The sequence below is a fragment of the Leifsonia sp. Leaf264 genome (assembly GCF_001422325.1).
Taxonomy (GTDB): Bacteria; Actinomycetota; Actinomycetes; order Actinomycetales; family Microbacteriaceae; genus Orlajensenia.
Genome location: NZ_LMMR01000011.1, coordinates 71,156 through 95,768, shown reverse-complemented (window position 1 = coordinate 95,768; position 24,613 = coordinate 71,156). Strand labels below are relative to the sequence as shown.

The window sequence follows — 24,613 nt, the reverse complement described above, 5'->3', positions numbered from 1 at the left end:
ACCCCGCACAGACAGCCTCGATGAACGACGCCCGCACCTGGCTCGAGTACCTCACACTCATCGCAACCCCTCACGTTGCAACGACTGTATGAATTCACCTGGCGCGGAACACCCGGAAATGGCGTGGGAGCGCCGCAACATCCGGACTGCGCCGCGAGCTACGGAACCAGCACGCCCGTCGAGAGCATGATCAGCACGGCGACACCGAGCACGAGACGGTAGATCACGAACGGCAGGAAGCTGCGGCGCGAGATGTAGCTCATGAAGAAGGCGATCACCACGAGGCCGACGGCGAAGGCGATCACGGTGGCGACCAGGGTCTCGAACGGTCCGAACACCTCGGGCGTGCAGGTGGTCATGCCCTCGAGGCACGGATCGGCGATCGACTTGTAGACCTGGTAGAAGCCGCTGCCGAGCACGGCCGGAATCGCGAGCAGGAACGCGTAGCGCGACGCGGCCTTGCGCTCGTAGCCGAGGAACAGGCCCATCGTGATGGTGCCACCCGAACGAGACACACCCGGGATGAGGGCGAGGGCCTGAGCGAGGCCGTACAGGATGCCGTGCGGGTACGTGAGGTCCTTGAGGCGCCGACGCTTCGCCCCGACGGCATCCGCGATTCCGAGCAGGATGCCGAAGACGATGAGCATGATCGCCGTGATCCACAGGTTGCGCAGCACGGTCTCGATCTGGTCCTGGAACAGCAGGCCGAGAACCACGATCGGGATCGAGCCGATGATGATGAGCCAGCCCATGCGGGCATCGGGGTCGTTGCGTGGGGCCTTTCCGACCAGGGACTTCACCCATTGCGTGACGATGCGCACGATGTCGCGCCAGAAGAAGATGACGACGGCGAGCTCGGTGCCGATCTGCGTGATGGCGGTAAACCGGGCACCGGGGTCCTCACCCGTCCCGAGGAACTGACCCACGATCAGGAGGTGCGCACTCGAGGAGATCGGGAGGAATTCCGTCAGTCCTTGGACGAGGCCGAGGATGATCGCGTTGATGAGATCCAATGGGCTGCTCTCTGGTTCAGTAGCTCAACAGAAGGTCGCGGAGAACCGCTCTACCGAAGACTAATGCGTCCAACGGCACGCGCTCGTCGACGCCGTGGAACATCGCCGGGAAGTCGAGCTCGGCCGGCAGGCGCAACGGAGCGAAGCCGTAGCCTCTGATGCCGAGCTTCGAGAGAGCCTTGTTGTCGGTGCCACCGGACAGCAGGTACGGCAGCACGACGGCCTCGGGGTCGTGCTCCGCGATCAGCGCGGCGACCCTCTCGACGAGGGCACCGCTGAACGGATTCTCCAGTCCGATGTCGCGGTGGGTCACCACGATCTCGATGTCGTCGCCGATGACCTCGCGGATGACGGCGAGCACCTGCTCCTCGTCTCCGGGGAGGGTGCGGATGTCGATCGCGGCCTCGGCACGGTCGGGGATGACGTTGTGCTTGTACCCGGCGCTCAGCATGGTCGGGTTCGAGGTCGTGCGGAGGGTCGCCTGGATGAATCCGGATGCCGATCCCGTGGCCAGGGCGAGGCCGTCGGGCCCGAGATCCGTCGGTTCGACATCGAGGATGCGGGCGACTTCGGCGAGGAGCTGCTCGGTGGTGTCGGTGAGGCGGATCGGCCACTCGAGGCGCCCGATCGCGGCGACGGCCTCGGCGACGCGGGTGACGGCGTTCTGCCCCACCAGCCGCGAACCGTGTGCCGCCGGCCCCCTGGCGATCAGCTTGATCCACATCAGGGCCTTCTCGCCGGTCTGCAGCAGATAGGCGCGCTGGTCGCCGACCATGGTCGAGTAGCCACCGACTTCGCTGATGGCCTCCCCCGCCCCGGCGAAGAGCTCCGGGTGGTTGTCGACGAGCCAGTGCGCGCCGTACACGCCGCCGTTCTCCTCATCGGCGAAGAAGGCGACGATGGTGTCTCGTTCAGGCTTCCCGCCCGCCGAGAGGATGTCGTCGAGAGCGCCCAGGATCATGGCGTCCATGTCCTTCATGTCGACGGCGCCACGTCCCCAGAGCATGCCGTCCTTGATGACGCCGGCGAAGGGGTCGACGGTCCAGTTCTCGGGATCGGCGGGCACGACGTCGAGGTGGCCGTGCAGAACGAGGGCGGGCTTGCTGCTGTCGCGTCCCACGACGCGGGCGATGACGCTCGCGCGTCCCGGGGCCGCCTCGAAGGTCTGCGGTTCGAGCCCGAGGCGCTCCAGGTACGCGGACACGTAGGCCGCTGCATCCGCCTCACCGTTCGAACGTCCCTCCCCGTAGTTCGTGGTGTCGAAGCGGATGAGGTCGCGGGCGATCGCGGCAGTGCTCTCGAGCTCCTCGACGCTCTCGGGCGTGTCGTCGTGCGAGCGCGTGGCGGAGGAAGTTTCAGGCATGCCGGTCACGTTACCTGCCCCCTCGCCGTGGTGCCCACGTGTAAAAGCACCCTCTCGAAACGTGCTAATGTCTTACCTCGGGCCGGGGAAACCATGGCTCGCAAACAACACGCGCGGATGGCGGAATTGGTAGACGCGCTAGCTTGAGGTGCTAGTGCCCGTATAGGGCGTGGGGGTTCAAGTCCCCCTTCGCGCACACTGTGTTGAGACAGTGGAGGCCCCGGTCGATGACCGGGGCCTTCGTCGTTTCCCGAGGAAACATTTCGTCTGATTGCGCGACGGGTCGCTGCGCCGGATGACCGGTCACCCGGCGGGTCGGAGACGCCCTGCTGGTGTCTAGAGCGAACCAACCGGGATCAGCGCCGGGTCGATCAGGCTCGGTCCGTTCTCACGAACCGGGGCCACCTCGTGGAACTCGAGCGTCGCGGCAGTGGGCCGCGCAGCCTCGACGGCGGCATCCACGAACTCCTGGTCGGCCTCCTCGTCGGGGTCGAGCCAGGTGTCCCACATCCAGTCGGGCAGAACGACGGGGGTGCGCGGATGCAGTGCATCGAGCGGGGCGACGGCCTCCATCGTGAGGATCGTGGCCGACAGCACCCAGCGTGACCGATCGGTCTCGGGCTTGGCCGGGTCGCGCCACCACGAATACAGCCCGGCGAACGCGATGCGCTCTCCCTCGGGCGGATGCACGAAGTACGGCGTCTTGGCCGTGCCGTCGGTGTGCCACTCGTAATAACCGTCGGCGGGGATGAGAGCTCGTCTCGTGGCGACGGATGCCGCGAAGCTCGCCTTCTCGGTCACGTCCTCCGAGCGAGCGTTGAACGTCGGGTACGGCGAGGCGAGCTCCTTCGCGAACGACGGCACCAGCGACCAGCGCGCCGACTCGAGCCGTCGCACGGCGGGACCGCCCTTGGTCGACTCCAGCACGATCGGCACCTGATCGGTGGGACGGATGTTCCAGTTCGGCTCCGGCAGGTTCTCGCCGATGATCTCGATGTCGAACAGGGCCACGAGATCGGGCTGGGTGTCGGAGATGACGAAGCGACCGCACATGGGTTCAGGCTAGCCGCGGCATCCGACACCGGCGGCGCGACCCGCGCGAGGTCGTCCCGAGAACCTCAGAGGCGCGCCTCGGCCCTCCCGATAGCATCGGCCGCCCGCACGAGGGCGAGGTGCGAGAGGGCTTGCGGGGTGTTGCCCCAGTGGCGCCCCGTGAGTGGGTCGACCTCCTCGGCGAGCAGGCCGACGTCGTTCGCGAGGGCGACGAGACGGTCCATGAGGGCGATGGCGTCGCCCAGTCGCCCGGATTCGGCGTACTGGTGCGCCAACCAGAACGAGCACGCGAGGAACGGGTTCTCCCCCGGTGGCAACCCGTCGACCCCGGCCTCGGTGCGATACCGCTGGGCGAGGCCGTGGTCGAGCAGGTCGCTCTCGATCGCCGCGACGGTCGCCAGCATCCGTGGGTCGTCTGCTGCACAGAAGCCGACCTGCGGCAGGATCAACAGCGAGGCATCGACCTCCGGCGATCCGTAGTGCTGCACGAAGCAGCCGCGATCGGGGTCGACGCCCTTCTCGTCGATCTCGGCGCGCAGGGTGTCGCGCAGGCTCCGCCAGGACTCGACGGGACCGTCGGCTCCGAACTGCTCGACGGCGGCGACTCCGCGGTCGAACGCCGCCCAGAGCATGACCCTGGAGTGGGTGAAGAACCTCGCCTCACCCCGGATCTCCCAGATGCCCTGGTCGGGTCGCTGCCAGTTCGCCTCGAGGAAGCCGAGCAGCGCGCGTTGCAGGGGCCACGCGTTCTCGAGGTCGCCGTGACCGCCCTTCCGGGCGACGTGGAGGGCGACCATGACCTCGCCGATGACGTCGGCCTGGTACTGGTCGACCGCGCCGTTGCCCACCCGTACGGGCAGGGATTCGGCGTAGCCCGGAAAGCTGTCGAGTTCGCGCTCGGGCAGGAAGCGCTCCCCGGCGAGGCCGTACATGATCTGCACGTCTCCGGGGTCGCCGGCTATCGCCCGCAGCAGCCACGCTCGCCAGTGCGCGACCTCCTCGTTGTAGCCGTGGTCGCCGAGGGCCTGCAGCGTGAGGGCGGCATCCCGCAGCCAGACGTAGCGGTAGTCCCAGTTGCGCGGGCCACCCGGCTGCTCGGGCAGCGACGTCGTGGCCGCCGCCACGATTCCGCCGGTCCCCTCGTGGGTGAGCGCGCGCAGCACGAGCAGCGAGCGCTCCACGGCATCGCGGTACGGCCCCCTGTGCTCCCAGCGGCTCGCCCAGTCCACCCACCAGGCCCGGGTCTCGGCCACGGCCTCGGCGTGGTCGCGGCGTTCCGGCGTGTTGCGGTGCGAGGGGTACCAGGTGAGCGAGATGGGCACCTGCTCCCCGGCTGCGACGGTGAAGCTCGCGTGGTGGGCGTTGTCGACGGCTTCCAGCCGCGGTCGCCCCCGGATGATGACGGCGTCCGGCCCGGCGATGGCCAGCAGCGCCTGACCTCCGTCGCCGTCCTCGATGCGGCGCACCCACGGGAGCGCCGTCGAATACCCGAAACGGATGCGCAACTCCATCTGCATCTCGACAGTGCCAGCGATGCCGCGCACCTCGCGCAGCACGTCGACGCGTCCGACCCCGCGAGCGATGAGGTCGATGACCTCGACCTCCCCCGTCTCCGTCGTCCACGTGGTCACGAGGATGAAGGTGTCTCCGTCGTAGGCGCGCGTGACGGTGGCGGCGGCATCCGTCGGCCGCAGCGACCACGCGCCGTTCTCCTCGGTGCCGAGGAGGGCCCCGAAGGTGGACGGCGAGTCGTACCGGGGAAGGCACAACCAGTCGATGCTGCCGTCCGAGCTGACGAGGGCTGTGGTGCGGCAGTTGCTGAGGAGCGCGTAGTCCTCGATGGGTCGGCTGGCCATGGGCACAGGATAGGGGCACCGGCTGCGAACAGCACGGTGCCCCTGTGTTCATCGGCCGCGGACTGCATCCGGGCCTCGGCGAGGCGGCTACTCGTCGGCGAAGGCGAGCAGATCGCCGACTGTGGCGAGCCGGCGTCCGTGCACCGTCGGCTCCCAGTTGGGGCTCTGCGCCAGGTAGGAGGCACCGTCGCCCGCGATCATGCCGATCAGCGTCTCGGCCACGATGCGCCCGCCGACGGGCCCGAGGTGCATCGTCGCTGTGTCGTCACCGTCCGCTGTCCAGTCCTCCTGCGACTCGGCGAGGATGTAGTACCAGAGCGGAGCGTTGTTGGCGAAGCTCTCGTGGATCTCGGTGAGAGGCTTGCGCTCCTCGTCGGCCGCGGCCTTGCCCACCCAGAGACGCTCATCGGGGATGCGCGGGATGCCCATGGCGTCGGCGACGGCCTGCCCGCTGGGCAGTTCCAGCGCCATGCCGCGCAGCAGGTTGCGCACGGCGAGGTTGGCCGGATCGCGCGTCGGGCGCGCCGGTGCCGCCTGCAGGTGGTCGATGGTGAGCGGCGGCTCGTCGACGCCACGCTTGGAGAACTCGGGCAGGAAGCCGAGCGGGTTCACCAAGGACGTGTCGAACTTGTAGGAGGGCTGCACGCGCTTCTTGCCACCGACGGGCACCTGTCCGGTGCGGTCGAAGTAGAGGCTCCAGTCGATCGCCCACGGCGATGGGAAGGAGTCGAAGCCGTTGAGCCCCCGGCGCTGCACCCCGGCGAAGATGAAGAAGCGGCCGTCGAGCCCGCGCCGACGCTCGTCGGCGGTTGCCGCACGCACGTCGTCGCCGCCGTCGAGACGGGTGTTCAACCTGTAGATCGGGCGGACCATCGAGTGCCCGAACCTGTAGGCGGCCACCGAGAACTCGATCGGCATGAATGGTGCGTTCTTGTGGTGGTAGAAACCCAGCTTGGGCTTCTGTTGCTGCGTCGGCAGCGCCTCGCCCCGCCCGGGCAGGATGTCGTCGATGAGATCCTTGCCGCAGATGCGCACCAGGAAGTCGTTGATCACGAGCCACTGGTAGTGCCAGCGCACCTGCTGCTGCACGTCGGCGAAGCTGGCGGACGGATACTCGTCGACCAGCTTGTTGTGGAACTGCAGCATCGAGGCGTGCAGCTGGGCGACGATGACGTTCTCGTCGTTGCGCTTGTCGCCGATGAGGGCCCGATGCGGGGCCTCCGGATCCTGCACGTCGATGTAGCGCGGAAGGTCCTTGCGCGGGCTGGGCACGTTGAGCTCGGTCAGGTCGCGTCCGAGGCGGAACTTCTTGCCGTCGAACAGGTAGGGCTGGTCGTCGGGTCCACGCCCGTACATCGAGTCGAGGTCGAGTCGCGGGGTGCGGAAGTCGACGAGGGCATCGGGGTCGTTGATCTTCTGCATCACGGATGCCGGGTCGAAGGTGATGTCGTGGTCGACGAACTGGCCGAAGTAGGTGTAGCCGGCCGGGAGACCGGGGTTCTCCTCGGGATCCTGGACGATGTCGTCGGTCTCGGGCGCGGCGAAGGGTTTGGTCGGATCGAGCGGGTCTCGTTCAGGCTCGGCCGTCATGGCCTCTCCGAGTGCTCGGAGGGCCGTCGCCGGCCAGGCTGCCGGAGGCAGCTCGCGGAACATCCGGCCGAAACGGCCTTCGAAGAGCGAGGAGCGGCGGGGCATGTTGTCGCCGCGCACCCCGCCTCCGTGCCCGCCGGCGGGGTTGGCGGTCGATCTCAGCAGGTTTGTCATGACGGGTCCTTCGAAGATGGCGAGCCCGGGATGCCTCGTCGATGGACGGCGTGGTGCGAAGGTTCGCGGCTGGGTTGTCGGGTGGGCGGCCGCTGGCCGGATGACACTGTGGTGCGGTGTCGTGATGACGGCGACCATACGCCGCACGGTGGGAGGGGACGTCGGGGGCATCCCTGTCGGTTCTGCCCGATGGGGCAGGAATGTCGGTGGGTGCCGATTGACTAGTTCGAAGATGTGTTCGAAACTAGAAGGATGCTCGTGGCCGCTGTTCCGCTCTCCCCCAGTGTCGCCTCCGCCCCTGACATCGATCAGGCGGCGGATGCCCGCTCACGCGTGCAGGAGCTCCAGGCCCGCATCCGGGGCATGCAGGCGACCACGCTCGAGAGCCCGGCACTGCCCACCTCGGCCGCCATGGCGGCCGTGCTGCCGAGCGGCGCGCTGAGGCAGGGCTCCGCCTACTCGATCGACGGCTCGCTGACCCTCGCGATGGCCCTGCTGGCCGGACCCTCTGCCAGTGGGGCGTGGTGCGGTGTCGTCGGCGTTCCCGACTTCGGAGCCGAGGCTGCAGCACGGTTCGGGATCGACCTGGAGCGACTCGTGCTCGTTCCGGATCCCGGGGAGCACTGGCTCACGGCCACGGCGGCTCTCGTGGACGTGCTCACGGTCGTGGTGCTGCGCCCGCCGGCTCGCGCGAGCGACACCGACGTGGCCAGGCTCGGTGCCAGGCTGCGCCAGCGCGGCGCTGCCCTCGTGGTGCTCGGGCCGTGGCCGCAGGCCGAGGCTCGACTCAGCATCAGCCGCAGCTCCTGGACCGGCATCGGCGCGGGTCACGGCCACCTCGGCGCCCGGGAGGCCACCGTCACCGCCGTCGGGCGTCTCGGCTACGACAGGCCGCGCAGCGTGCGCCTCTGGCTGCCCGACTCTCGCCAGCGATTCGGCACCGTCGACCAGGAAGCGGCTCCGCTCCGCCGCGATGCTGCTCCGCTGTTGCAGGCTGTGACGGCGTGATGGGCGCGGTATCGACGCCGGCATCGGCCGCATCCGGAACAGGCTCGGCCCTCGGTCGCACCATCGTGGTGTGGTTGCCGGACTGGCCCGTGGTCGCAGCCATGCGCGCCGACGGCATCGCAGCCGATGAGCCCGTGGCACTCATCGAGCACGGGGTGGTCTACGCCTGCTCGGCGGCAGCCCGCCGCGACGGCGTGATGCGCGGACTCAAGGTGCGCGAGGCGCAGGCGCGCTGCATGGGTCTCACCGTGCTGCCCTACGATCCGCTGCACGATGCCCGGGCGTTCGAGCCCGTGCTGGCCAGACTCGAGCAGGCCACTCCGGGCGTGCAGCTCATCCGCCCGGGCACGGCGGCCATCAGGGCCCGCGGTCCGGCACGCTACTACGGCGGCGAGGAGCGCACGGCCGCAGCGCTGCTGGCGACCCTCACCGACGTCGGCCTCGTCGACGCCAGGGTGGGGGTTGCGGACGGCCCCTTCGCTGCCGAGCAGGCGGCACGTCACAGCGGCCCCGAGCGGATGCGGCTCGTCGACGCCGGCGGCACAGCCGCCTTCCTCGCCGACTTCCCCGTCGGCATCCTCGTCGACGACAGGCTCGCCGTGCTGCTGCGCCGCCTCGGCGTGCACAGGCTCGGCGACTTCGCCGCGCTCCCCGCCGTCGACGTGCAACGCCGTTTCGGAGCCGCCGGCGCCCACGCGCACGCCATCGCCGGCGGCTACGACGGCAGGATGGTCGTCGCGCGCACCCCTCCGCGGGACTTCGACGCCTTCATCGAGTTCGAGCCCGCCCTCGACCGCATCGACCAGGTGACCTTCGGCGTGCGGGCGGCACTCGACGCCTTCATCGACACGCTGACGCAGGCGAAGCTGGTCTGCACCGGCGTGCGCATCGAGGTGCGTGCCGAGTCCGGTGAGTTGTCCGAGCGCAGCTGGATGCATCCGCGGTGGTTCAGTGCATCGGACGTGGTCGACAGGGTGCGCTGGCAACTGCAGGGCGGCGGCGCCGTCGACAGCGGACTGCGTTCGGGGATCGCGAGCGTGCGGGTGCGGCCAGAGAGGGTCGACGGGACCGGGAATCACGAGGAGGGCCTCTGGGGCTCCGGTCCCGACGAACGGGTGCATCACGGGCTCACGCGGGTGCAGAGCATGCTCGGCCACGAGGGCGTCGTCACGGCCGTGGTCGGCGGCGGCCGGCTGCTGGCCGAACGGCAGATCCTGGTGCCGTGGGGCGACCGCGCTCCCGAGGAGCGCGTGCGCTCGGCCGCGCGGCCCTGGCCCGGCAGCCTGCCCGAACTCGCACCGGCCACGGTGTTCCGCGAGCTGCATCCGGTGAGCGTGCTGACCGAGGCCGGCGCCCCTGTCGACGTCGACGAGCGCGGCATGCTCACCGGCACTCCGTACGCGTTCTCGGCGACGGCGCGGCCAGGCGATCTGCATCGGGTCGAGGCGTGGGCCGGACCCTGGCCCGTCGTCGAGCGCTGGTGGGATGCCGCGGCCAGCCGCCGCGTGCACAGGATGCAGATCGTCGACGAGGCCGGAGACGCCTGGCTCGTGATGCTCGACGGCGGCCGCTGGCAGGCCGAGGCGAGGTACGACTGATGGGGGCCGGCTGATGGGCTTCAACAATCCCCCGATCCCGTGGTCGGAGCTCGAGCGCACCCTCTCGGCCAGCCGTCGGCCCGGGGCGCCGGCCTCGGGCGACGGCGGCGACAGTCCGGCGTGGTCGCACAAGCGCCAGCCGTACCGGCCGCGTGAGCTCGAGCCCGCGAGCACCGGGCCGATCGTGCCGTACGCCGAACTGCACGTGCACTCCACCTTCAGCTTCCTCGACGGCGCGAGCCCGCCCGAGCAGTTGCTCGAGGAAGCCAAGAGGCTCGGTCTCGTCGGCATCGGCATCACCGACCACGACGGCCTCTACGGCGTGGTGCGCCTCGCCGAGACCGCCGAGAGCCATCCCGAGGTCAAGACCATCTTCGGAGCCGAGCTCTCGCTCGACCTCACCATGCCGCAGAACGGAATCGCCGACCCCGAGGGCAGCCATCTGCTGGTGCTCGCACGACGCGAGGAGGGCTACCACAGGCTCGCCGCAGCCATCACGACGGCCCAGCTCGCCGGAGCCGAGAAAGGTCGTCCGACGTACGACCTCGAGCAGTTGGCCGAACAGGCCGATGGCCACTGGCTGGTGCTCACAGGATGCCGCAAGGGCCTGGTGCGCCAAGCTCTCGCCGCGAGCGGTCCGGAGGCCGCTGCAGCAGAGCTCGACAGGCTGGTCGCGCTGTTCGGCAACGAGAACGTGGCGGTGGAGGTGTTCGACCACGGCCACCCCGAGGACAGCTCCATCAACGACGAGCTCGCCCGACTCGCGGCATCCGCCGGCCTGCCCGTGGTGGCGACGAATGCCGTGCACTACGCGACCCCGTCGGAGCACCGGCTGGCGAGTGCCCTCGCCGCCGTGCGCGCCAGGCTCAGCCTCGACGAGATGGACGGCTGGTTGCCCGCGGCGGATGGCGCGCACCTGCGCAGCGGCGCCGAGATGGCCGTGCGCTTCGCCAGGTTCCCCGGCGCCGTGGAGCGCACCGTGCAGTACGCCGACGAGCTGGCCTTCACGTTGCGCAGTGCCCGCCCGCGGCTGCCGAAGCAGGAGGTGCCGGAGGGCCACACGCCCATGAGCTGGCTGCGCGAGCTGGTCTGGCGAGGGGCCGCCGAGAAGTACCCGGGCATCCCGGCGAGCGTGCGCGACAGGCTCGAGAAGGAACTCGACGTGATCGAGATGAAGGACTTCCCCGGCTACTTCCTCATCGTGCACGACATCGTGCAGGAGGCGCGTCGGCTCGGCATCCTGTGCCAGGGGCGGGGGTCGGCCGCGAACTCTGCCGTGTGCTTCACCCTCGACATCACCGCGGTCGACTCGATCTTCTACGGGCTGCCGTTCGAGAGGTTCCTCTCGAGCCTGCGCGAGGAGGAGCCCGACATCGACGTCGACTTCGATTCAGACAGGCGCGAGGAGGTGATCCAGTACGTCTACCGCAAGTACGGCCGGCTGAACGCGGCCCAGGTCGCCAACGTGATCAGCTACCGCCCCAAGGCGGCGGTGCGCGACATGGCGAAGGCGCTGGGGTTCAGCGGCGGCCAGCAGGACGCCTGGTCGAAGCAGGTGGAGCGGTGGGGCGCCGAGATCTCGAGCGGCGACCACGACATCCCCGACTCGGTCATCGAGCTCGCCGGCCAGGTGCTGACCTTCCCGCGGCACCTCGGCATCCACTCGGGCGGCATGGTGCTCACCGATCGGCCTGTCGGCGAGGTCTGCCCCATCGAGCACGCCCGCAAGGAGAACCGCACCGTGCTGCAGTGGGACAAGGACGACTGCGCCTGGATGGGGCTGGTGAAGTTCGACCTGCTCGGCCTCGGCATGCTCGCCGCCCTGCAGTACACCTTCGACATCGCCCGCGACGTGATCGGCGAGGAGTGGACGCTGGCCACGATCCCCAAGGAGGAGCCGGCCGTCTACGACATGCTCTGCCGCGCCGACTCCATCGGGGTGTTCCAGGTGGAGAGCCGCGCCCAGATGGGCACGCTCCCCCGGTTGCTGCCGCGCAACTTCTACGACCTCGTGGTGGAGATCGCGCTCATCCGTCCCGGTCCGGTGCAGGGCGGTGCCGTGCATCCGTACATCAGGCGTCGAACCGGCGAGGAGGAGGTGACCTACCTGCATCCGAAGCTGAAGCCGGTGCTCGAGCGCACCCTCGGCGTTCCGCTGTTCCAGGAGCAGCTCATGCAGATGGCGATGGCCGTCGGAGGCTGCACGGCCGAGGACGCCGACAGGCTGCGGCGCGCCATGGGGTCCAAGCGCGGCATCGAGAAGATCTCGACCCTGAAGGCCACGCTCTACGCCGGCATGGCCGAGAACGGGATCGACGAGGAGACGGCCGATGTCATCTACGCGAAGATCGAGGCCTTCGCGAACTTCGGCTTCGCCGAGAGCCACTCCATCAGCTTCGGGCTGCTGGTCTACGCCAGCTCCTGGTTCAAGCTGCACTACCCGGCGGCCTTCCTCGCCGCACTGCTGCGCGCCCAGCCCATGGGCTTCTACTCGCCGCAGACCCTGACGGCCGATGCCAGGCGGCACGGCGTCGAGGTGCGCCGGCCCGACATCCTGCTCTCGGGGGCGAACGCCGTGCTGGAGCCGCTCACTCCGGGAACCGATGCCGGCCCGACCGGCCGCGACTCCTGCATCGCGGCGGCGCAGCCACCGGTCGGCACGTTCGACCGCGGCGGCCCCGACGAGTCCGCGGCGCACCGCCGCGACGGAGCCTTCGCCGTGCGCCTCGGGCTCGCCGAGGTGGGAGGCATCGGCCTCGCGTTGGCCGAGCGCATCGTGGCCGAGCGGGAGACCTACGGGCCGTACCGCAGCATGGCCGAGCTGTCGCGCCGCATCGGGCTGAACACCGAGCAGCTCGAGGCCCTCGCCGCCGCCGGTGCCTTCAGCGGGCTCGGGCTGGAGCGTCGCGAGGCGCTGTGGAGTGCCGGGGATGCCGCCCAGGATCGCGCCAGTTTCCTCGAGGGCTCGGTCGTGGTGGTGCAGCCCCCGCTGCTGCCCATGCTGAGCGAGGTCGAGCAGGTGGTCTACGACCTGTGGGCGACGGGCATCTCCCCCGACGACCACCCCATCCGGCATGTGCGCGACGTGCTCTCGGCCCGGGGCGCCCGCGCCATCGACACCCTCAGGGCGGCGGAGTCGGGACGGCGGATCGAGGTGGGCGGTGTGGTCACGCATCGCCAGCGGCCGGCGACGGCCGGCGGCATCACCTTCATGAACCTCGAGGACGAGACCGGCACCCTCAACGTGATCGCCGGTGTCGGCGTCTGGACCCGGTACCGGCGCATAGCCCGCGAAGCCCCGGCCATGGTCGTGCGCGGCATCCTGGAGCGCAGCGAGGAGGGCGTGATCAACCTGGTGGCCGACAAGTTCGAGCCACTCGCCGTCGCGGTGCACGGCCGCTCGCGCGACTTCCGTTAGCGTCGAACGGTGACTCCAGATCGATACAGCCAGGATGTTCTCGCCGGTGACTGGCGGGCGGCGGGACGCAAGGTCATCCCCGAGCAGGAGGCCGTGCGCGACCTCGTGATCGAGGAGGCGGCCACGGGCTTCTGCGGCGCCGTCGTCGGGCTCGAGAAGGGCATCGTGACCCTCGAGGACCGTTTCGGCAAGCATCGACTGTTCCCCCTCGGCCCGGGGTTCCTGCTCGACGGCGAACCCGTCGTCCTGACGGCGCCCAAGGCGAAGCAGCCGGCCGGGCGGATGCGGACGGCATCGGGCTCCTTCGCCGTCGCGAACACGCCGGCACGCGTCGCCCTACCGAGCCGCATCTTCGTCGAGGGGCGCCACGACGCCGAACTCGTCGAGAAGGTCTGGGGCGCCGACCTGCGCGTGGAGGGCGTCGTCGTCGAGTACCTCGAGGGCGTCGACGACCTCGACGCCATCGTGAACGACTTCTCGCCGACGCCGGACCGCCGCATCGGCGTTCTCGTCGACCATCTCGTCGCCGGCTCCAAGGAGAGCCGCATCGCGGAGGCCGTGATGCGCGGCCGGCACGGGCGGAACGTGCTCGTGGTGGGGCATCCGTACATCGACATCTGGGCTGCCGTGAAACCGGCCCGCGTCGGCCTCGAGGCCTGGCCGGAGATCCCGCGGTCGATCGAGTGGAAGCACGGCATCTGCCAGGCGCTCGGCTGGCCGCACGACGAGCAGGCCGACATCGCGCGGGCCTGGCAGCGCATCCTCGGGCAGGTGCGCAGCTACGCCGACCTCGAGCCGGCACTGCTCGGGCGCGTGGAGCAGCTCATCGACTTCGTGACGGCGCCGACGCAGCAGTAGCGCATGGTCGTCGCCATCCCCGCTCGCAGAGGCACGTGAGCGAAGCGAGCGCGTCGAGACGGAGGTCCGGCGCAACGCAACGCGCTTTGCGGCAGTCGCTTCGCTCCTGCCGCTCCGCGGGCGAGTGGCGCTCAGCCGACGCTGCCGCCGAACGCCAGTCCGAGCACGTAGGTGACGGCGGCGGCTCCGAAGCCGATCGCGAGCTGGCGCAGCGCGCGCTTCAGGGGCGGAGCCCCGGAGAGCAAGCCGACGACGGCTCCGGTGATCAGCAGCGCTATGCCGACGAGCACCGAGGAGACGATGATGGCCGGTAGTCCCTGCATGCCGAACATGAACGGCAGGATCGGGATCAGAGCTCCGGAAGCGAAGAAGCAGAAGCTCGACGCCGCGGCGGCCAGACCGGTGCCGACGGACTCGTAGTCGTCGGGGGTGCCGATCGGGCCAGTCGCCGGCGCCGCCTCCGAGGCACGGATGGCCGCGAGCACCTGGGTGGCGTGCACGATGGCGCGTTCCTCGGTCATCCCGCGGGCGCGGTAGACCAGGGCGAGCTCGTTCGCGTCGACGTCGAGGTCGGGCAGCACGCCTTGCGCCTCGGGGTCCGGCGTCGAGGCCTCGAGCAGTTCGCGTTGCGATCGGACCGACACGTACTCGCCGGCGCCCATCGACAGGGCTCCGGCGAGGAGTCCCGCGATGCCGCTGAACAGAACGAAGCCCGTCGAGACTCCCGTCGCCGCGATGCCGAGGACGAGTGCGAGGTTGCTGACGAGGCCGTCGTTGGCGCCGAACACGGCGGCGCGGAAGGTGCCGGAGAGGCGCTTGCGCCCGCGTGCGGCGAGACCGCGCACGACCTCGCCGTGGATGCGCTCGTCGGCCGCCATGGCCGCGGTGGCGTGCGGGTCGGAGTCGTACGGGGAACGCGACTCCGCGCGCTGCGCGAGGGCGAGCACGAACACCGAGCCGAAGCGGCGGGCGAGCACGGCCAGCAGGCGCGTACGCACGTCGGCCGCGACGGGCCTACCGGCATCCGTGCCCAGCAGATCGGCCCAGTGCGCCTCGTGACGGCCCTCGGCGTCGGCGAGGGCCAGCAGGATGGCGCGCTCCTCGCCGGTTCGGCGCTGGGCCAGTTCACGGTAGACAGCGGCCTCGGCACGCTCGTTGGCGAGATACTGCCGCCAGCGCCTGAGGTCCCGCTTGCTGCGCTCCGATGCGGCCGCAGTCGGGTTGTCGGGGGTCGTCACTTGAGGAGCTCCTGCCAGCCGTCGCCGTCGGCGTGCTCGAAGATGAGGTTGGTCTCGGTGTGGGCGACGGCCGGGTGGCCGGTGAGGTGGGTCAGCACGAAGTCGCGCAGCTCGTTGGCGTCATGGGCGGCGACATGCAGCAGATAGTCGTCGGCGCCGGCCATGTGGTACAGGCTGATGACCCCGGGCAGGTGCGGCGCTGCCGCCCTGAAGGCGTCGATCTCGTCGCGGGCGTGCTTGGCCAGCCGCACGGCGATGAGCGCCTGCAGCGACGCGCCCAACGTGGCGAGGTCGATGTTCGCGTGGTAGCCGCGGATGTGCCCGAGGGCCTGCAGGCGCCGCAGCCGCAACGATACTGTCGACTCGGCCACTCCCACCTCGGCCGCGAGCATCGATCCCGACGCGCGCGCGTTCACCGACAGGGCTCGCAACAGGCCACGATCGATGCGATCGAGGTCGGTTTTCTTCGAATCCATGTCGAACTGCCTTTCGCGCGGTGAAGATACTGCATCAACCCTAAGCGTGATGGAATCATCTGCGACGCCGATCCCAGTCCTCCGAGCAGACCGAAACAGAGCTGTAACCAGGGAAGCGATACCGCTGGGAATCGAACCCGCGAGCAGCGCCCGGAAGTGCCGGCGGTCGCCGAATGCTCGTCGGCGGCGATCTGGTGGCGCCGTCCGCGTGTTCCACCGCGCGCAGTGCGGAGAACGCGCAGAGCGCGGAGAGTCGCGCTCACGGCGGAACGCGTCCACGGCCTACTGTCGGGTTCATGAAACGCATCGCCCCCGTCGTGGCCGCCGTCCTCCTGTTGGCGGGCTGCAGTGCCGCACCGGACGCGCCATCCGACCACGGGTCGTTCTACGCGTTCGCCCTCTCCACGCCGGGACTGGCAGGGCAGAGCCACGCCGAGCTCGACAAGGAGGCCTCCAGTCTCTGCGCACTGTTCGACATCGGGCCCGACGACGGCTACAAGCTCAGCCTGATGGCGATGAAGGGCAGCGGCCTGTCGGACGCGACCTCGGCGCTCGCCGTGACGGCAGCGGTGTCGGCCTACTGTCCCGACTTCGTGGACGACCTGCCCGTCGCAGCGGGGTGAGTGCCCGGGATCCGGCTGGCGGGCCGCCGTTCTCCGTCACCGCGCGATGACCCTCGGGTAGATTGCGGACGAGTGATCGCGCCAGGCGATCGCGTGCGAAAGGGGCACGGATGTCGGACACCACCTGCCACATGTCGATCTCGCTCGACGGGTTCGTCGCCGGGCCCGACCAGAGCCTCGCGCAGGGGCTCGGGACGCGCGGGATCGAGCTCCACCGGTGGCATATGGGCGACGAGCGTGCGAACGAGGCCGACGAGATCGCAGCCGGTTGGCTGATGCGGCCCCGCGGCGCCTACGTGATGGGGCGCAACATGTTCTCGCCGGACCGCGGCGAGTGGGACCCGGACTGGCGCGGCTGGTGGGGAGACGAGCCCCCGTACCACGCGCCGGTCTTCGTTCTCACGCATCACCCGCACGAGCCGATCGAGATGCAGGGCGGCACGTCGTTCCACTTCGTCACCGATGGCTTCGACGCCGCGTACGCCCTCGCCGTCGAGGCTGCCGGTGACCGCGGCATCGACATCGCTGGCGGTGCTGCCACGGTGAGGCAGGCCCTGACCGCCGGGGTCATCGATGAGCTCACGCTGGACGTCGCCCCCGTGCTGCTCGGTTCCGGCGAGCGGATCTTCGAGGGCGTCGACTTCGGGTTCGAGCCCGTGGAGCTGCTGCACTCGTCCCTGGCGACCCACATCCGCTATCGCCGCGTGAGCTGAGCCCTGCGGCCTGACCCTGCTGCGGCGCGGCGTCGACGATGACACCGACCACCGAGGTCAGACCGCGGTGGGCCCGTAACCCGCACCCCAGCGCATCATCCACGACTCCGCATCCGTGATCCGGTGGAAACCGAACTTCTCGTAGAGTCCGTGGGCGTCGGCCGTGAAGAGAGCCGTGCGCTTCAATCCGAGCGGCTCGAGGTCCGCCATGATCCCCTTCATGAGGTGCACGCCGACTCCCCTGCCTCGCGCCGCAGAGTCGACGAAGACATCTGCGATCCAGGCGAACGTCGCGCCATCCGTGATCGCGCGTGCGTAACCGAGCTGGGCACCGGTCGAGGCATCGAAGACGCCGTAGTTCCGTGATCCGGCCATCGCCACCTCATGCGCCTCTCGCGTGCGGCCGCGGGCCCAGTACGACTCGTCGGAGAGCCACTGATGAACGCGATCGACGTCTATGCGAACAGGGTCGGAGGAGAAGAGCAGGTCATCGTGCATGAATCGATGCAATCAGTCGTCAGGCGCTGCCCGCGACAGCCAATCCGAAGCAACTGGACTGCTTCGCCGGTGCCGACCCGGGGCCCCTACGCCCCGCTGTCGTCCCCGGCCCGGAGGGACCGGACCATGTGTTGGAGGACGACGAACGCCGCGGTCTGCTCCTGCGGCGACATGCCCTGCAGCATCCGGAGCTCCACGGATCGGACGGCGACGGATGCCTTCTCTAGACTCTGCCGACCCCGCGACGTGAGCCGGGTGGGCAGGACCTTCCCGACCGGAGCCTCGGCCGGGCGGGTCACGAGACCCTCGCGCTCCAGCGTCTGCAGCAGCACGTTCATCGACTGTCGCGTCACGAAGGCTCCGCGCGCGAGTTCGGAATTCGACAGGCCCGGGCGTTGAGAGAGCAGTTCGAGACAGGAGTAATGCGTCACCGTCATGCCGAGTGGCCGCAGCACGGCCTCCATGGCCATCCGCAATGCGCTGGAGGCCTCTTTGAGCAGGTAGCCCAGGGAGGTCTCGAGCTCGATTCCATCGTCGACGTGACTCATGTCAGTATTCTGACATAGTGGTGGTGTGTCATAAAACTGACACGCCGACAAGGAGTTCCACCCATGCCCGTCACCGGACCCGACTTCATCTCGCTCCAGACACGCGACCTCGACGCCTCCCGGGCGTTCTACGAGCAGTACCTCGGTCTCGTCCGTTCCCAGTCCGGACCACCCCATGCCGTCGTCTTCGAGACGACGCCGGTCGCGTTCGCCCTCCGGGACATCGTGCCGGGCACCGATCTGTCCTCGGTCCCCCAGCCCGGGATCGGCGCCGCGATCTGGCTTAACGCCACGGACGTGCAGGCCATTCACGATGCCCTCGCAACCGACGGGCACACCATCGTCTCGGCTCCCATAGACGGCCCGTTCGGTCGCACCTTCACGTTCGCCGACCTCGACGGCTACAACATCACGCTCCACGACCGCTCCTGAGCCGCGGCCGCGGCAGATCCTCAGGCGGCGACGCAGATCACGCCGGTGTTGCCGTCCTGATCGGCGATCACCTCGAGGTGGAACCGCTGGTTCGAGGAGACGGCCTCCCCGGCGTCTCCGAACCACAGATCGGGCACACGCCCGGTGCCCTCCCGGATCCCGTCCTGGGAGAACCGCGGCCCTGCGACGTCGCATCACCGGTCAGGAGGGCCGTCCACGCCGGAGCGGTCATCACGGAGCGCCGAGAGTCGAGGCCGAGCTCGGAGCCGAGGTCGGTGATCCGTCGGGCCAGGTCGATGTCGGGCTCGTCGCACACCGGTCAGTGCGAGCGGCCGAGCCTCTTGCGCAGCAGTTCGATACGTGCCTGCAGCTGGGTGACACTGGCCTGCGGCACGGCGGGACCGCCGCACAGCCGCCGCAGTTCAGTGTGGATCATCGCGTGCGGCTCGCCCGAGAGCTTCGACCACATACCCACGAGGCTGGAGAGCAGCGTGCGCTGCTCCTTGATCGTGCGGTATAACGGCACGTCCTCGGGCTCGGCGTCCTCCGGTGCGCTGCGGCGACGTTCGTTCGCGCGGCGGGCCTGTCGCGCCTGACGGGTGCGCAGCAGGTCAGACACCTGCTCGGGCTCAAGAAGACCGGGGATGCCGATGAAGTCGAGTTCCTCGAGGCTGCCGGGCTCGGCGAGGGTGCCGTACTCGTGACCGTCGAACAGCACCCGGTCGAAGTCGGCGCTGGCCGCCAGCGCCTCGAAGCTGAACTCGTCGGTGAGGGCCTCGGAGGCGCGCTCCTCGCGGTTCGCGGCAGCGACCATCGCGTCCTCGGGGTTGTACATGTCGCCCTCGGCCTCGTCACGTCGACGGTCGAGGGCGTGGTCGCGTTCGAGCTCGAGGGCCGCTGCGAGTGCCATGAGAATCGGCACGTTCGGCAGGAACACGGATGCGGTCTCTCCGCGACGGCGGGCCCGAACGAAGCGCCCGATCGCCTGGGCGAAGAACAGCGGGGTCGACGAACTGGTCGCGTAGACGCCGACGGCCAGACGCGGCACGTCGACACCCTCGGAGACCATGCGCACGGCCACGAGCCAGCGGCTGGTGTTCCCGGCGAACTGCTCGATCCTGTCGCTGGCCTCCTTCTCGTCGGAGAGCACCACGGTGGGCGGCTGGCCGGTGATGTCCTGCAGGATCGCGGCGTAGGCCCGCGCCATGGTCTGGTCGGTCGCGATGACCAGTCCCCCGGCATCCGGGATCGTGTGGCGAACCTCGGTGAGGCGGCGATCGGCAGCGCGGAGCACGGCCGGGATCCACTCGCCCTTCGGTTCCAGCGCCGTGCGCCAGGCCTGCGAGGTGATGTCCTTGGTGTTGCCCTCGCCGAGCCTCGCCTCCATCTCGTCACCGGCCCTGGTGCGCCACTTCATCGACCCGGCGTAGACCATGAACATGACCGGGCGCACGACGCCGTCGGCGAGGGCCCGCCCGTAGCCGTAGTTGTAGTCGGTCTGCGAGGTGCGGATGCCGTGCTCGTCGGGGGCGTAGTCCACGAACGGAATCGGTGCCGTGTCCGAACGGAACGGCGTTCCGGTGAGGGAGAGACGACGCGTCGCCGGCTCGAACGCCTCACGGATGGCGTCACCCCAGCTGAGAGCGTCGCCGCCGTGGTGCACCTCGTCGAGGATCACCAGCGTGCGTCCGGACTGCGTCAGTTCCCGGTGCAGGGCCGCCCGAGCCGCGACCTGCGCATAGGTGACGGCGACGCCGTGGAAGTGCCGGCCGTAGCTGCCGTGCGCATTGCGGAAGTACGGATCGAGTCGGATGCCGGCTCTCGCTGCGGCATCCGCCCACTGCTTCTTCAGGTGCTCGGTCGGTGCGACGACGGTGATGCGGTCGATGACACCGCGACCGCGCAGTTCGGCGGCGAGACGGAGCGCGAACGTGGTCTTGCCCGCCCCGGGTGTCGCGGCGGCGAGGAAGTCGCGCGGCTGCTTCTCGAAGTAGGCATCGAGGGCCTCCGCCTGCCAGGCACGCAGCTTGGTCGCTGTTCCCCACGCCGCGCGATCGGGGAACGCCGGGGAGAGGTGCTCTGCCGCTGCGGTTCCCGGGATGGGGCCTTCCGGCAGCGGTGTACTCACTGGCCCAAATCTACCCGAGTCCGCCGACACCCGGAGCCGTCCCGCGGATCTCCGGGCGTACCGGCAGTGGCGTCCGGGCGTGTCAGCCAGGATCACGCGCACGCGAAGCAACAGGTGCGTGATGGTGATCGAAGTGTGCAGAATGGAAACGCCATGACGAGAGAAACGAATTCAGAGCCTCAGCATCCGTGGTCGCGCTACGTGGCCATCGGCGACTCCTTCACCGAGGGCATCGGCGACCCGGAGCCCAGCCGTCCCGGTGGGCATCGCGGCTGGGCCGATCGTGTCGCCGAGGTGCTCGCCCAGGGCTCGGACGACTTCGCGTACGGCAATCTCGCGGTGCGCGGCAAGCTCATCCAGCAGATCCTCGATGAGCAGGTCGAGCCGGCGCTGGCATTACACCCCGACCTCATCACGATCTCGGCCGGCGGCAACGACGTCATCAGGCCCGGATCCGACCCCGACCTCGTGTCGGCGACCTTCGAGAAGATCATCGAGCGCCTCACCAGCGACCGCGCCACCGTCGTGATCTTCACGGCGACGGATGTCGGCTTCTCCCCCGTGTTCCGCGGCATCCGCGGCAAGGTGGCGATCTACAACGAGAACATCCGCACCATCGCCGCGAAGTTCGACTGCGTCGTCGCCGACCAGTGGGGCTTCACCCCCATCCAGGACACCCGCATGTGGGCGCCCGACAGACTGCACCTCAACCCGCTCGGCCACCACGAGGTGGCACGTCTCGTTCTGTCCTCGCTCAACGTCGAGAACTCTCTCGAGCCGATGAGGCCAGAACCGCTCCCCGCCGCGACCTGGCGCCAGGCGCGCGGCGAGGACATCCAGTGGGCACGCGAGTACCTCGTGCCGTGGGTCCTGCGCCGCATCCGCCACCAGTCGTCAGGCGACCACGTGCTGCCGAAGCGTCCGGATGCTGTTCCCTACGAGGTTCTGGACCCGGACTCCGTCAGCTGATCGGCTGGCGCCGCTCCCCCGGAACTGCTCGGTTCCGGCTACAGCTCGCCCGGGTGGGTCAGTCGCCAGCCGGCTCCGGGATCGTCGATCGAACCCTGCAGAACGAGGGGCACCTCGATGGTCTGGGCGCCGACGGTGAAGGTGAGGGCTCCGACGGTGTCGCCATCATCGGCCTTGCGCACAGTCTTCGCCTCGGCCACGCCGCTCACGGCGGTGTCGGACCAGGTGAGCGCTGTGGCGTCTTTCGCACTGACCGCCGTCGCCGTGTCGCCCCAGGGCGAGGCGTAGGTGGCTGATGGCGCCCCGGCCGTCGTCAACGGCACCTCGTGGAATCCGGCGGCCACGCCGTCGAGAAGGGTGCCGACGGCCGCGTCGAGCACGTCGTGGTCGCCCATCGAGGCGCCGCCGAGCATGGCTCCGACCACTGTCACGGTCTGCGATCCGACGGTGTACTTCGCCGAGAACAGGAGCGTGGCACCCGAGTTGTCGTTGGTCCCGGTCTTGATGCCGTCGACACCGTGACTGCCCAGCATCTTGTTGGTGTTCTGCACGACTCCGACGCCCGGGATGTCGGCGCTCTTCTGCGACACGATCGAGGTGACCGTCGGATCGGCCACGGCGATCTTGGCCAGGGCGATGAGATCTGTCGGGCTGCTCGCGCTGTCGTCGGAGAGACCGCTGGTGTCTGCCACGGTGGTGTTCGTGAGGCCGTGGTCGGCGACCCACTTCTGGGCGGCATCCAGGTACGCGTCCACCGATCCGAAGGCCCAGATGGCCAGCGACTGGCTGTAGTTGCCCGCCGACGGCAGGAGCATGACCGTCAGCGATTGCTTCTCGCTCAGCTCGAGGCCCGCCGAGACCGGGGCCACCGAGGCGTTCTCCGCCACCTGCTCGTAGTAGATGTCGACATCGGCATCCGTGTAGGTGATCGTCGGACCCTCCTCGCCGGCTGCGATGGGCTTGGCGTCGAGCACGACGAGCGCCGTGATCACCTTGGTGATGCTCGCGATGGGCACCGCGGCGTCAGGGTCGCCGTGCGATCCGAGCAGTCCGTCGAAGCCGACGGCTCCGACAGCACCGCTGCCGAAGTCGGGCCACGTCAGCTGGGCGGCAGGCTGGGCCGCGATCGTGGGCTGGGTGACGGATGCCGCTGTCGCGGGAACCGCGGCCGTCAGGGTGGTGGTGCTGTAAATGACAGCGGCGAGAACGATGGCGAGAGCGCTGAACACGACGATTCTGCGACGTCGATAGACCTGGCGTCGGGAGAGGGGCATCGGATCAGTCTAGGTCGGCCGACCTGTGCTCCCGGTCGACGCGCAGGGCGTACGCGACGACGGCGCTGGCGGATGCGACGTTGAGGGAATCGACACCGTGCAGCATCGGGATGGTGACCACGGTGTCGGCGGCGGCGAGAGCCGTGCGGCTGAGTCCGTCGCCCTCGCTGCCGAAGACCAGCGCTATGCGCGCGGGCGGGTCGACCGCGTAGTCGGGCAGGCTGACGGCGTCGTCGGCGAGGGCGAGGGCCGCGATCTCGAAGCCGGCGTCATGGAGGATGGTCGCCGCCTCGTCCCATTCGGGAAGACGCGCCCACGGCACCTGCAGCACCGTGCCCATGCTGACCCGAACACTCCGTCGGTACAACGGATCGGCACAGCGTGGCGTCACGAGCACGGCATCGACGCCCAACCCCGCCGACGACCTGAAGATGGCCCCGACGTTGGTGTGATCGACGATGTCCTCGAGGATGACGACACGGCGCGCGTCCTTCAGGAGGTCGGCGACGGAGGGGTTCTCCGGCCTGTGCATGGCGGCCAGGGCGCCGCGATGCAGGTGGTAGCCCGTGAGCTTCTCGAGCAGTGCCGCATCGCCCACGAAGACGGGAACGTCGGGGAAGTCCACCAGCAGCGGCTCGACGTCGGCCAGCCACTTCTCCTGCAGAAGCACCGAGCGCGGCACGTGACCGGCGGCGAGAGCCCGGGTGATGACCTTGGTCGACTCGGCGATGTAGAGACCGCCCTCGGGCTCGGTGACCTTCCGCAGGGCGACGTCGGTGAGACGCGCGTAGTCGGCGAGGCCGTCGGCCTCGAGGTCGGTGATGCGGATGACGTGCACGGGTTCCCCTCGTTCGGTACCCCCATCGTCGCAGCCCGCCGAAACAAATCGGAAAACTGAAGTGCCTAGACTCGTCATACCGGCAGAGGAGAGTTGTGACCGAGACGGTACTGGAACTGAGCGACGAACAGCGCGTGGGGGTGAGCGCTGCAGTCGACCTGATGCGCGGGCGCTCGACACTGGTGCTCACCGGCGCAGGCGTCTCGACCGACTCCGGCATCCCCGACTACCGCGGAGCCGGCGCCCCTGTCCGCAATCCCATGACGTTCCAGCAGTTCCTCGCCGACGATCGCTACCGCCGTCGCTATTGGGCAGGCAGCCACCTCGGCTGGCGGCGATTCGCGCAGGCCGGCCCGAACGCCGGCCATCGACTGCTGGCCGGGCTCGAGGCATCCGGAGCAGTCAGCGGCATCGTCACCCAGAACGTCGACGGCCTGCACACCCGCGCCGGATCGACCCGGGTCGTGCCGCTGCACGGCTCGATGGACAGCGTGGTCTGCCTGCACTGCGGGCAGTTCTTCGCCCGCGCCGACATCGCCCAGCGGCTGGCGGATGCGAATCCCTGGCTCACCGAGGACGAGGCGGCCAGACTCGCCCCCGACGGCGACGCCGACGTCACGGAGATCGACGCGTTCATCGTGCCCGAGTGCACTGTGTGCGGCGGCATGCTCAAGCCCGACGTCGTGTTCTTCGGCGAGTTCGTGCCGCGCGAGAGGTTCCGCGAGGCGCAGGCCATGCTCACGGCATCCGACGTGCTGATGGTCGCCGGATCGTCTCTCGTGGTGAACTCGGGCATCCGCCTGGTGGAGCAGGCGCGCCGACAGCGCACGCCGATCATCGTCGTGAACCGCGGCATCACCAAGGGCGACGGACGGGCAGCCGTGAAGATCGACGCCGGTACCACCGAGGTACTCCAGTCGATCGCCGAGCAGCTCGCAGCCTGAG

Annotated in this window: 21 protein-coding genes and 1 tRNA gene; 10 read left to right on the top strand and 12 right to left on the bottom strand. The window is 69.4% G+C overall.

The genetic code is table 11. The annotated features are described in order from the left end of the window. Window positions 1–158: 158 nt before the first annotated feature. Together ASF30_RS22115 and ASF30_RS22110 are read right to left on the bottom strand one after the other, a co-directional pair. Window positions 159–1,013, bottom strand: a complete 855-nt coding sequence (locus ASF30_RS22115) for an undecaprenyl-diphosphate phosphatase (protein ID WP_055911851.1) — start codon at window positions 1,011–1,013, stop codon at window positions 159–161. A 16-nt stretch (window positions 1,014–1,029) separates the two neighbouring features. Then, a complete protein-coding gene (locus ASF30_RS22110) occupies window positions 1,030–2,376 on the bottom strand; it encodes a M20/M25/M40 family metallo-hydrolase (RefSeq protein WP_055911848.1) in 1,347 nt (448 codons plus the stop codon). Window positions 2,377–2,487: 111 nt separating this feature from the next. On the opposite strand from ASF30_RS22110, the gene ASF30_RS22105 reads away from it, so the two are divergent. Then, window positions 2,488–2,572: transfer RNA gene (locus tag ASF30_RS22105), tRNA-Leu, on the top strand. 140 nt (window positions 2,573–2,712) lie between these two features. Here ASF30_RS22105 and ASF30_RS22100 read toward each other — a convergent pair. The 3 genes from ASF30_RS22100 to ASF30_RS22090 all read right to left on the bottom strand — a co-directional run bounded on the left by ASF30_RS22100 (window position 2,713) and on the right by ASF30_RS22090 (window position 7,049). Further along, complete coding sequence (locus ASF30_RS22100) at window positions 2,713–3,429, bottom strand: SOS response-associated peptidase (RefSeq protein ID WP_055911845.1); 717 nt, start codon at window positions 3,427–3,429, stop codon at window positions 2,713–2,715. 65 nt (window positions 3,430–3,494) lie between these two features. Next, a complete protein-coding gene (locus tag ASF30_RS22095; RefSeq protein WP_055911842.1) occupies window positions 3,495–5,285 on the bottom strand; it encodes a glycoside hydrolase family 15 protein in 1,791 nt (596 codons plus the stop codon). A gap of 87 nt (window positions 5,286–5,372) precedes the next feature. Next, complete coding sequence (locus ASF30_RS22090) at window positions 5,373–7,049, bottom strand: peroxidase family protein (RefSeq protein ID WP_055911893.1); 1,677 nt, start codon at window positions 7,047–7,049, stop codon at window positions 5,373–5,375. A 258-nt stretch (window positions 7,050–7,307) separates the two neighbouring features. Between ASF30_RS22090 and ASF30_RS22085 the strand changes: the two genes are divergently transcribed. From ASF30_RS22085 to ASF30_RS22070, 4 genes are read left to right on the top strand one after another with little or no spacing between them, the layout of a single operon-like run. Further along, window positions 7,308–8,057, top strand: a complete 750-nt coding sequence (locus tag ASF30_RS22085) for a hypothetical protein (RefSeq protein ID WP_157497577.1) — start codon at window positions 7,308–7,310, stop codon at window positions 8,055–8,057. After that, window positions 8,057–9,655 carry a DNA polymerase Y family protein gene (locus ASF30_RS22080; RefSeq protein ID WP_055911837.1) on the top strand — a complete coding sequence of 533 codons (1,599 nt, stop codon included), beginning with the start codon at window positions 8,057–8,059 and terminating at the stop codon, window positions 9,653–9,655. The genes ASF30_RS22085 and ASF30_RS22080 overlap by 1 nt, the downstream gene beginning before the upstream one ends. A 13-nt stretch (window positions 9,656–9,668) precedes the next feature. Then, a complete protein-coding gene (locus ASF30_RS22075; RefSeq protein WP_055911834.1) occupies window positions 9,669–13,073 on the top strand; it encodes an error-prone DNA polymerase in 3,405 nt (1,134 codons plus the stop codon). A 9-nt stretch (window positions 13,074–13,082) separates the two neighbouring features. Beyond that, entirely contained in the window at window positions 13,083–13,931 is an 849-nt protein-coding gene (locus tag ASF30_RS22070) for a DUF3097 domain-containing protein (RefSeq protein WP_055911832.1), read from the top strand. 131 nt (window positions 13,932–14,062) lie between these two features. On the opposite strand, the gene ASF30_RS22065 is transcribed toward ASF30_RS22070, so the two are convergent. Both ASF30_RS22065 and ASF30_RS22060 read right to left on the bottom strand, forming a co-directional pair. After that, entirely contained in the window at window positions 14,063–15,169 is a 1,107-nt protein-coding gene (locus ASF30_RS22065; RefSeq protein WP_055911829.1) for a VIT1/CCC1 transporter family protein, read from the bottom strand. Then, window positions 15,166–15,645 carry an Lrp/AsnC family transcriptional regulator gene (locus tag ASF30_RS22060; RefSeq protein WP_055911826.1) on the bottom strand — a complete coding sequence of 160 codons (480 nt, stop codon included), beginning with the start codon at window positions 15,643–15,645 and terminating at the stop codon, window positions 15,166–15,168. Before ASF30_RS22060 ends, ASF30_RS22065 begins: the two co-directional genes overlap by 4 nt. 296 nt (window positions 15,646–15,941) lie before the next feature. On the opposite strand from ASF30_RS22060, the gene ASF30_RS22055 reads away from it, so the two are divergent. Together ASF30_RS22055 and ASF30_RS22050 are read left to right on the top strand one after the other, a co-directional pair. Then, complete coding sequence (locus ASF30_RS22055; RefSeq protein ID WP_055911823.1) at window positions 15,942–16,268, top strand: DUF732 domain-containing protein; 327 nt, start codon at window positions 15,942–15,944, stop codon at window positions 16,266–16,268. A gap of 110 nt (window positions 16,269–16,378) precedes the next feature. Next, window positions 16,379–16,981, top strand: coding sequence for a dihydrofolate reductase family protein (locus ASF30_RS22050; protein WP_055911820.1), 603 nt, complete (start codon window positions 16,379–16,381; stop codon window positions 16,979–16,981). 57 nt (window positions 16,982–17,038) lie between these two features. Here the strand turns inward: ASF30_RS22050 and ASF30_RS22045 are convergent, their stop codons facing one another. After that, the gene (locus ASF30_RS22045; protein WP_055911817.1) at window positions 17,039–17,479 is read right to left on the bottom strand and encodes a GNAT family N-acetyltransferase; all 441 of its coding nucleotides are present in this window, start codon (window positions 17,477–17,479) and stop codon (window positions 17,039–17,041) included. Between the two features lie 86 nt (window positions 17,480–17,565). Continuing rightward, on the bottom strand, window positions 17,566–18,027 hold the full coding sequence (locus tag ASF30_RS22040) for a MarR family winged helix-turn-helix transcriptional regulator (RefSeq protein WP_055911814.1): 462 nt from the start codon (window positions 18,025–18,027) through the stop codon (window positions 17,566–17,568). Window positions 18,028–18,090: 63 nt separating this feature from the next. On the opposite strand from ASF30_RS22040, the gene ASF30_RS22035 reads away from it, so the two are divergent. Continuing rightward, entirely contained in the window at window positions 18,091–18,459 is a 369-nt protein-coding gene (locus ASF30_RS22035) for a VOC family protein (RefSeq protein WP_055911811.1), read from the top strand. Window positions 18,460–18,778: 319 nt separating this feature from the next. Here ASF30_RS22035 and ASF30_RS22030 read toward each other — a convergent pair whose 3' ends face one another. After that, the gene (locus ASF30_RS22030) at window positions 18,779–20,587 is read right to left on the bottom strand and encodes a DEAD/DEAH box helicase (protein WP_055911808.1); all 1,809 of its coding nucleotides are present in this window, start codon (window positions 20,585–20,587) and stop codon (window positions 18,779–18,781) included. Between the two features lie 153 nt (window positions 20,588–20,740). Between ASF30_RS22030 and ASF30_RS22025 the strand changes: the two genes are divergently transcribed. Continuing rightward, window positions 20,741–21,556 carry an SGNH/GDSL hydrolase family protein gene (locus ASF30_RS22025; protein WP_055911805.1) on the top strand — a complete coding sequence of 272 codons (816 nt, stop codon included), beginning with the start codon at window positions 20,741–20,743 and terminating at the stop codon, window positions 21,554–21,556. A gap of 38 nt (window positions 21,557–21,594) precedes the next feature. Here the strand turns inward: ASF30_RS22025 and ASF30_RS22020 are convergent, their stop codons facing one another. Together ASF30_RS22020 and ASF30_RS22015 are read right to left on the bottom strand one after the other, a co-directional pair. Beyond that, the gene (locus ASF30_RS22020; RefSeq protein WP_055911802.1) at window positions 21,595–22,830 is read right to left on the bottom strand and encodes a D-alanyl-D-alanine carboxypeptidase family protein; all 1,236 of its coding nucleotides are present in this window, start codon (window positions 22,828–22,830) and stop codon (window positions 21,595–21,597) included. Between the two features lie 4 nt (window positions 22,831–22,834). Continuing rightward, window positions 22,835–23,668: a TrmH family RNA methyltransferase gene (locus ASF30_RS22015; protein ID WP_055911799.1), complete on the bottom strand. Its 834-nt coding sequence runs from the start codon at window positions 23,666–23,668 to the stop codon at window positions 22,835–22,837. Between the two features lie 95 nt (window positions 23,669–23,763). Here ASF30_RS22015 and ASF30_RS22010 point away from each other — a divergent pair, with 95 nt between their 5' ends. Continuing rightward, window positions 23,764–24,612: an NAD-dependent protein deacetylase gene (locus ASF30_RS22010; protein WP_055911796.1), complete on the top strand. Its 849-nt coding sequence runs from the start codon at window positions 23,764–23,766 to the stop codon at window positions 24,610–24,612. The last annotated feature ends 1 nt before the right edge of the window (window position 24,613 follow it).

Bases quoted from the DNA above. Each gene is read 5' to 3' on its own strand.
- ASF30_RS22110 (WP_055911848.1), bottom strand. From the start codon at position 2,376: ATGCCTGAAACTTCCTCCGCCACGCGCTCGCACGACGACACGCCCGAG.
- ASF30_RS22100 (WP_055911845.1), bottom strand. From the start codon at position 3,429: ATGTGCGGTCGCTTCGTCATCTCCGACACCCAGCCCGATCTCGTGGCC.
- ASF30_RS22095 (WP_055911842.1), bottom strand. From the start codon at position 5,285: ATGGCCAGCCGACCCATCGAGGACTACGCGCTCCTCAGCAACTGCCGC.
- ASF30_RS22090 (WP_055911893.1), bottom strand. From the start codon at position 7,049: ATGACAAACCTGCTGAGATCGACCGCCAACCCCGCCGGCGGGCACGGA.
- ASF30_RS22080 (WP_055911837.1), top strand. From the start codon at position 8,057: ATGGGCGCGGTATCGACGCCGGCATCGGCCGCATCCGGAACAGGCTCG.
- ASF30_RS22075 (WP_055911834.1), top strand. From the start codon at position 9,669: ATGGGCTTCAACAATCCCCCGATCCCGTGGTCGGAGCTCGAGCGCACC.
- ASF30_RS22060 (WP_055911826.1), bottom strand. From the start codon at position 15,645: ATGGATTCGAAGAAAACCGACCTCGATCGCATCGATCGTGGCCTGTTG.
- ASF30_RS22055 (WP_055911823.1), top strand. From the start codon at position 15,942: ATGAAACGCATCGCCCCCGTCGTGGCCGCCGTCCTCCTGTTGGCGGGC.
- ASF30_RS22050 (WP_055911820.1), top strand. From the start codon at position 16,379: ATGTCGGACACCACCTGCCACATGTCGATCTCGCTCGACGGGTTCGTC.
- ASF30_RS22045 (WP_055911817.1), bottom strand. From the start codon at position 17,479: ATGCACGATGACCTGCTCTTCTCCTCCGACCCTGTTCGCATAGACGTC.
- ASF30_RS22040 (WP_055911814.1), bottom strand. From the start codon at position 18,027: ATGAGTCACGTCGACGATGGAATCGAGCTCGAGACCTCCCTGGGCTAC.
- ASF30_RS22035 (WP_055911811.1), top strand. From the start codon at position 18,091: ATGCCCGTCACCGGACCCGACTTCATCTCGCTCCAGACACGCGACCTC.
- ASF30_RS22025 (WP_055911805.1), top strand. From the start codon at position 20,741: ATGACGAGAGAAACGAATTCAGAGCCTCAGCATCCGTGGTCGCGCTAC.
- ASF30_RS22020 (WP_055911802.1), bottom strand. From the start codon at position 22,830: ATGCCCCTCTCCCGACGCCAGGTCTATCGACGTCGCAGAATCGTCGTG.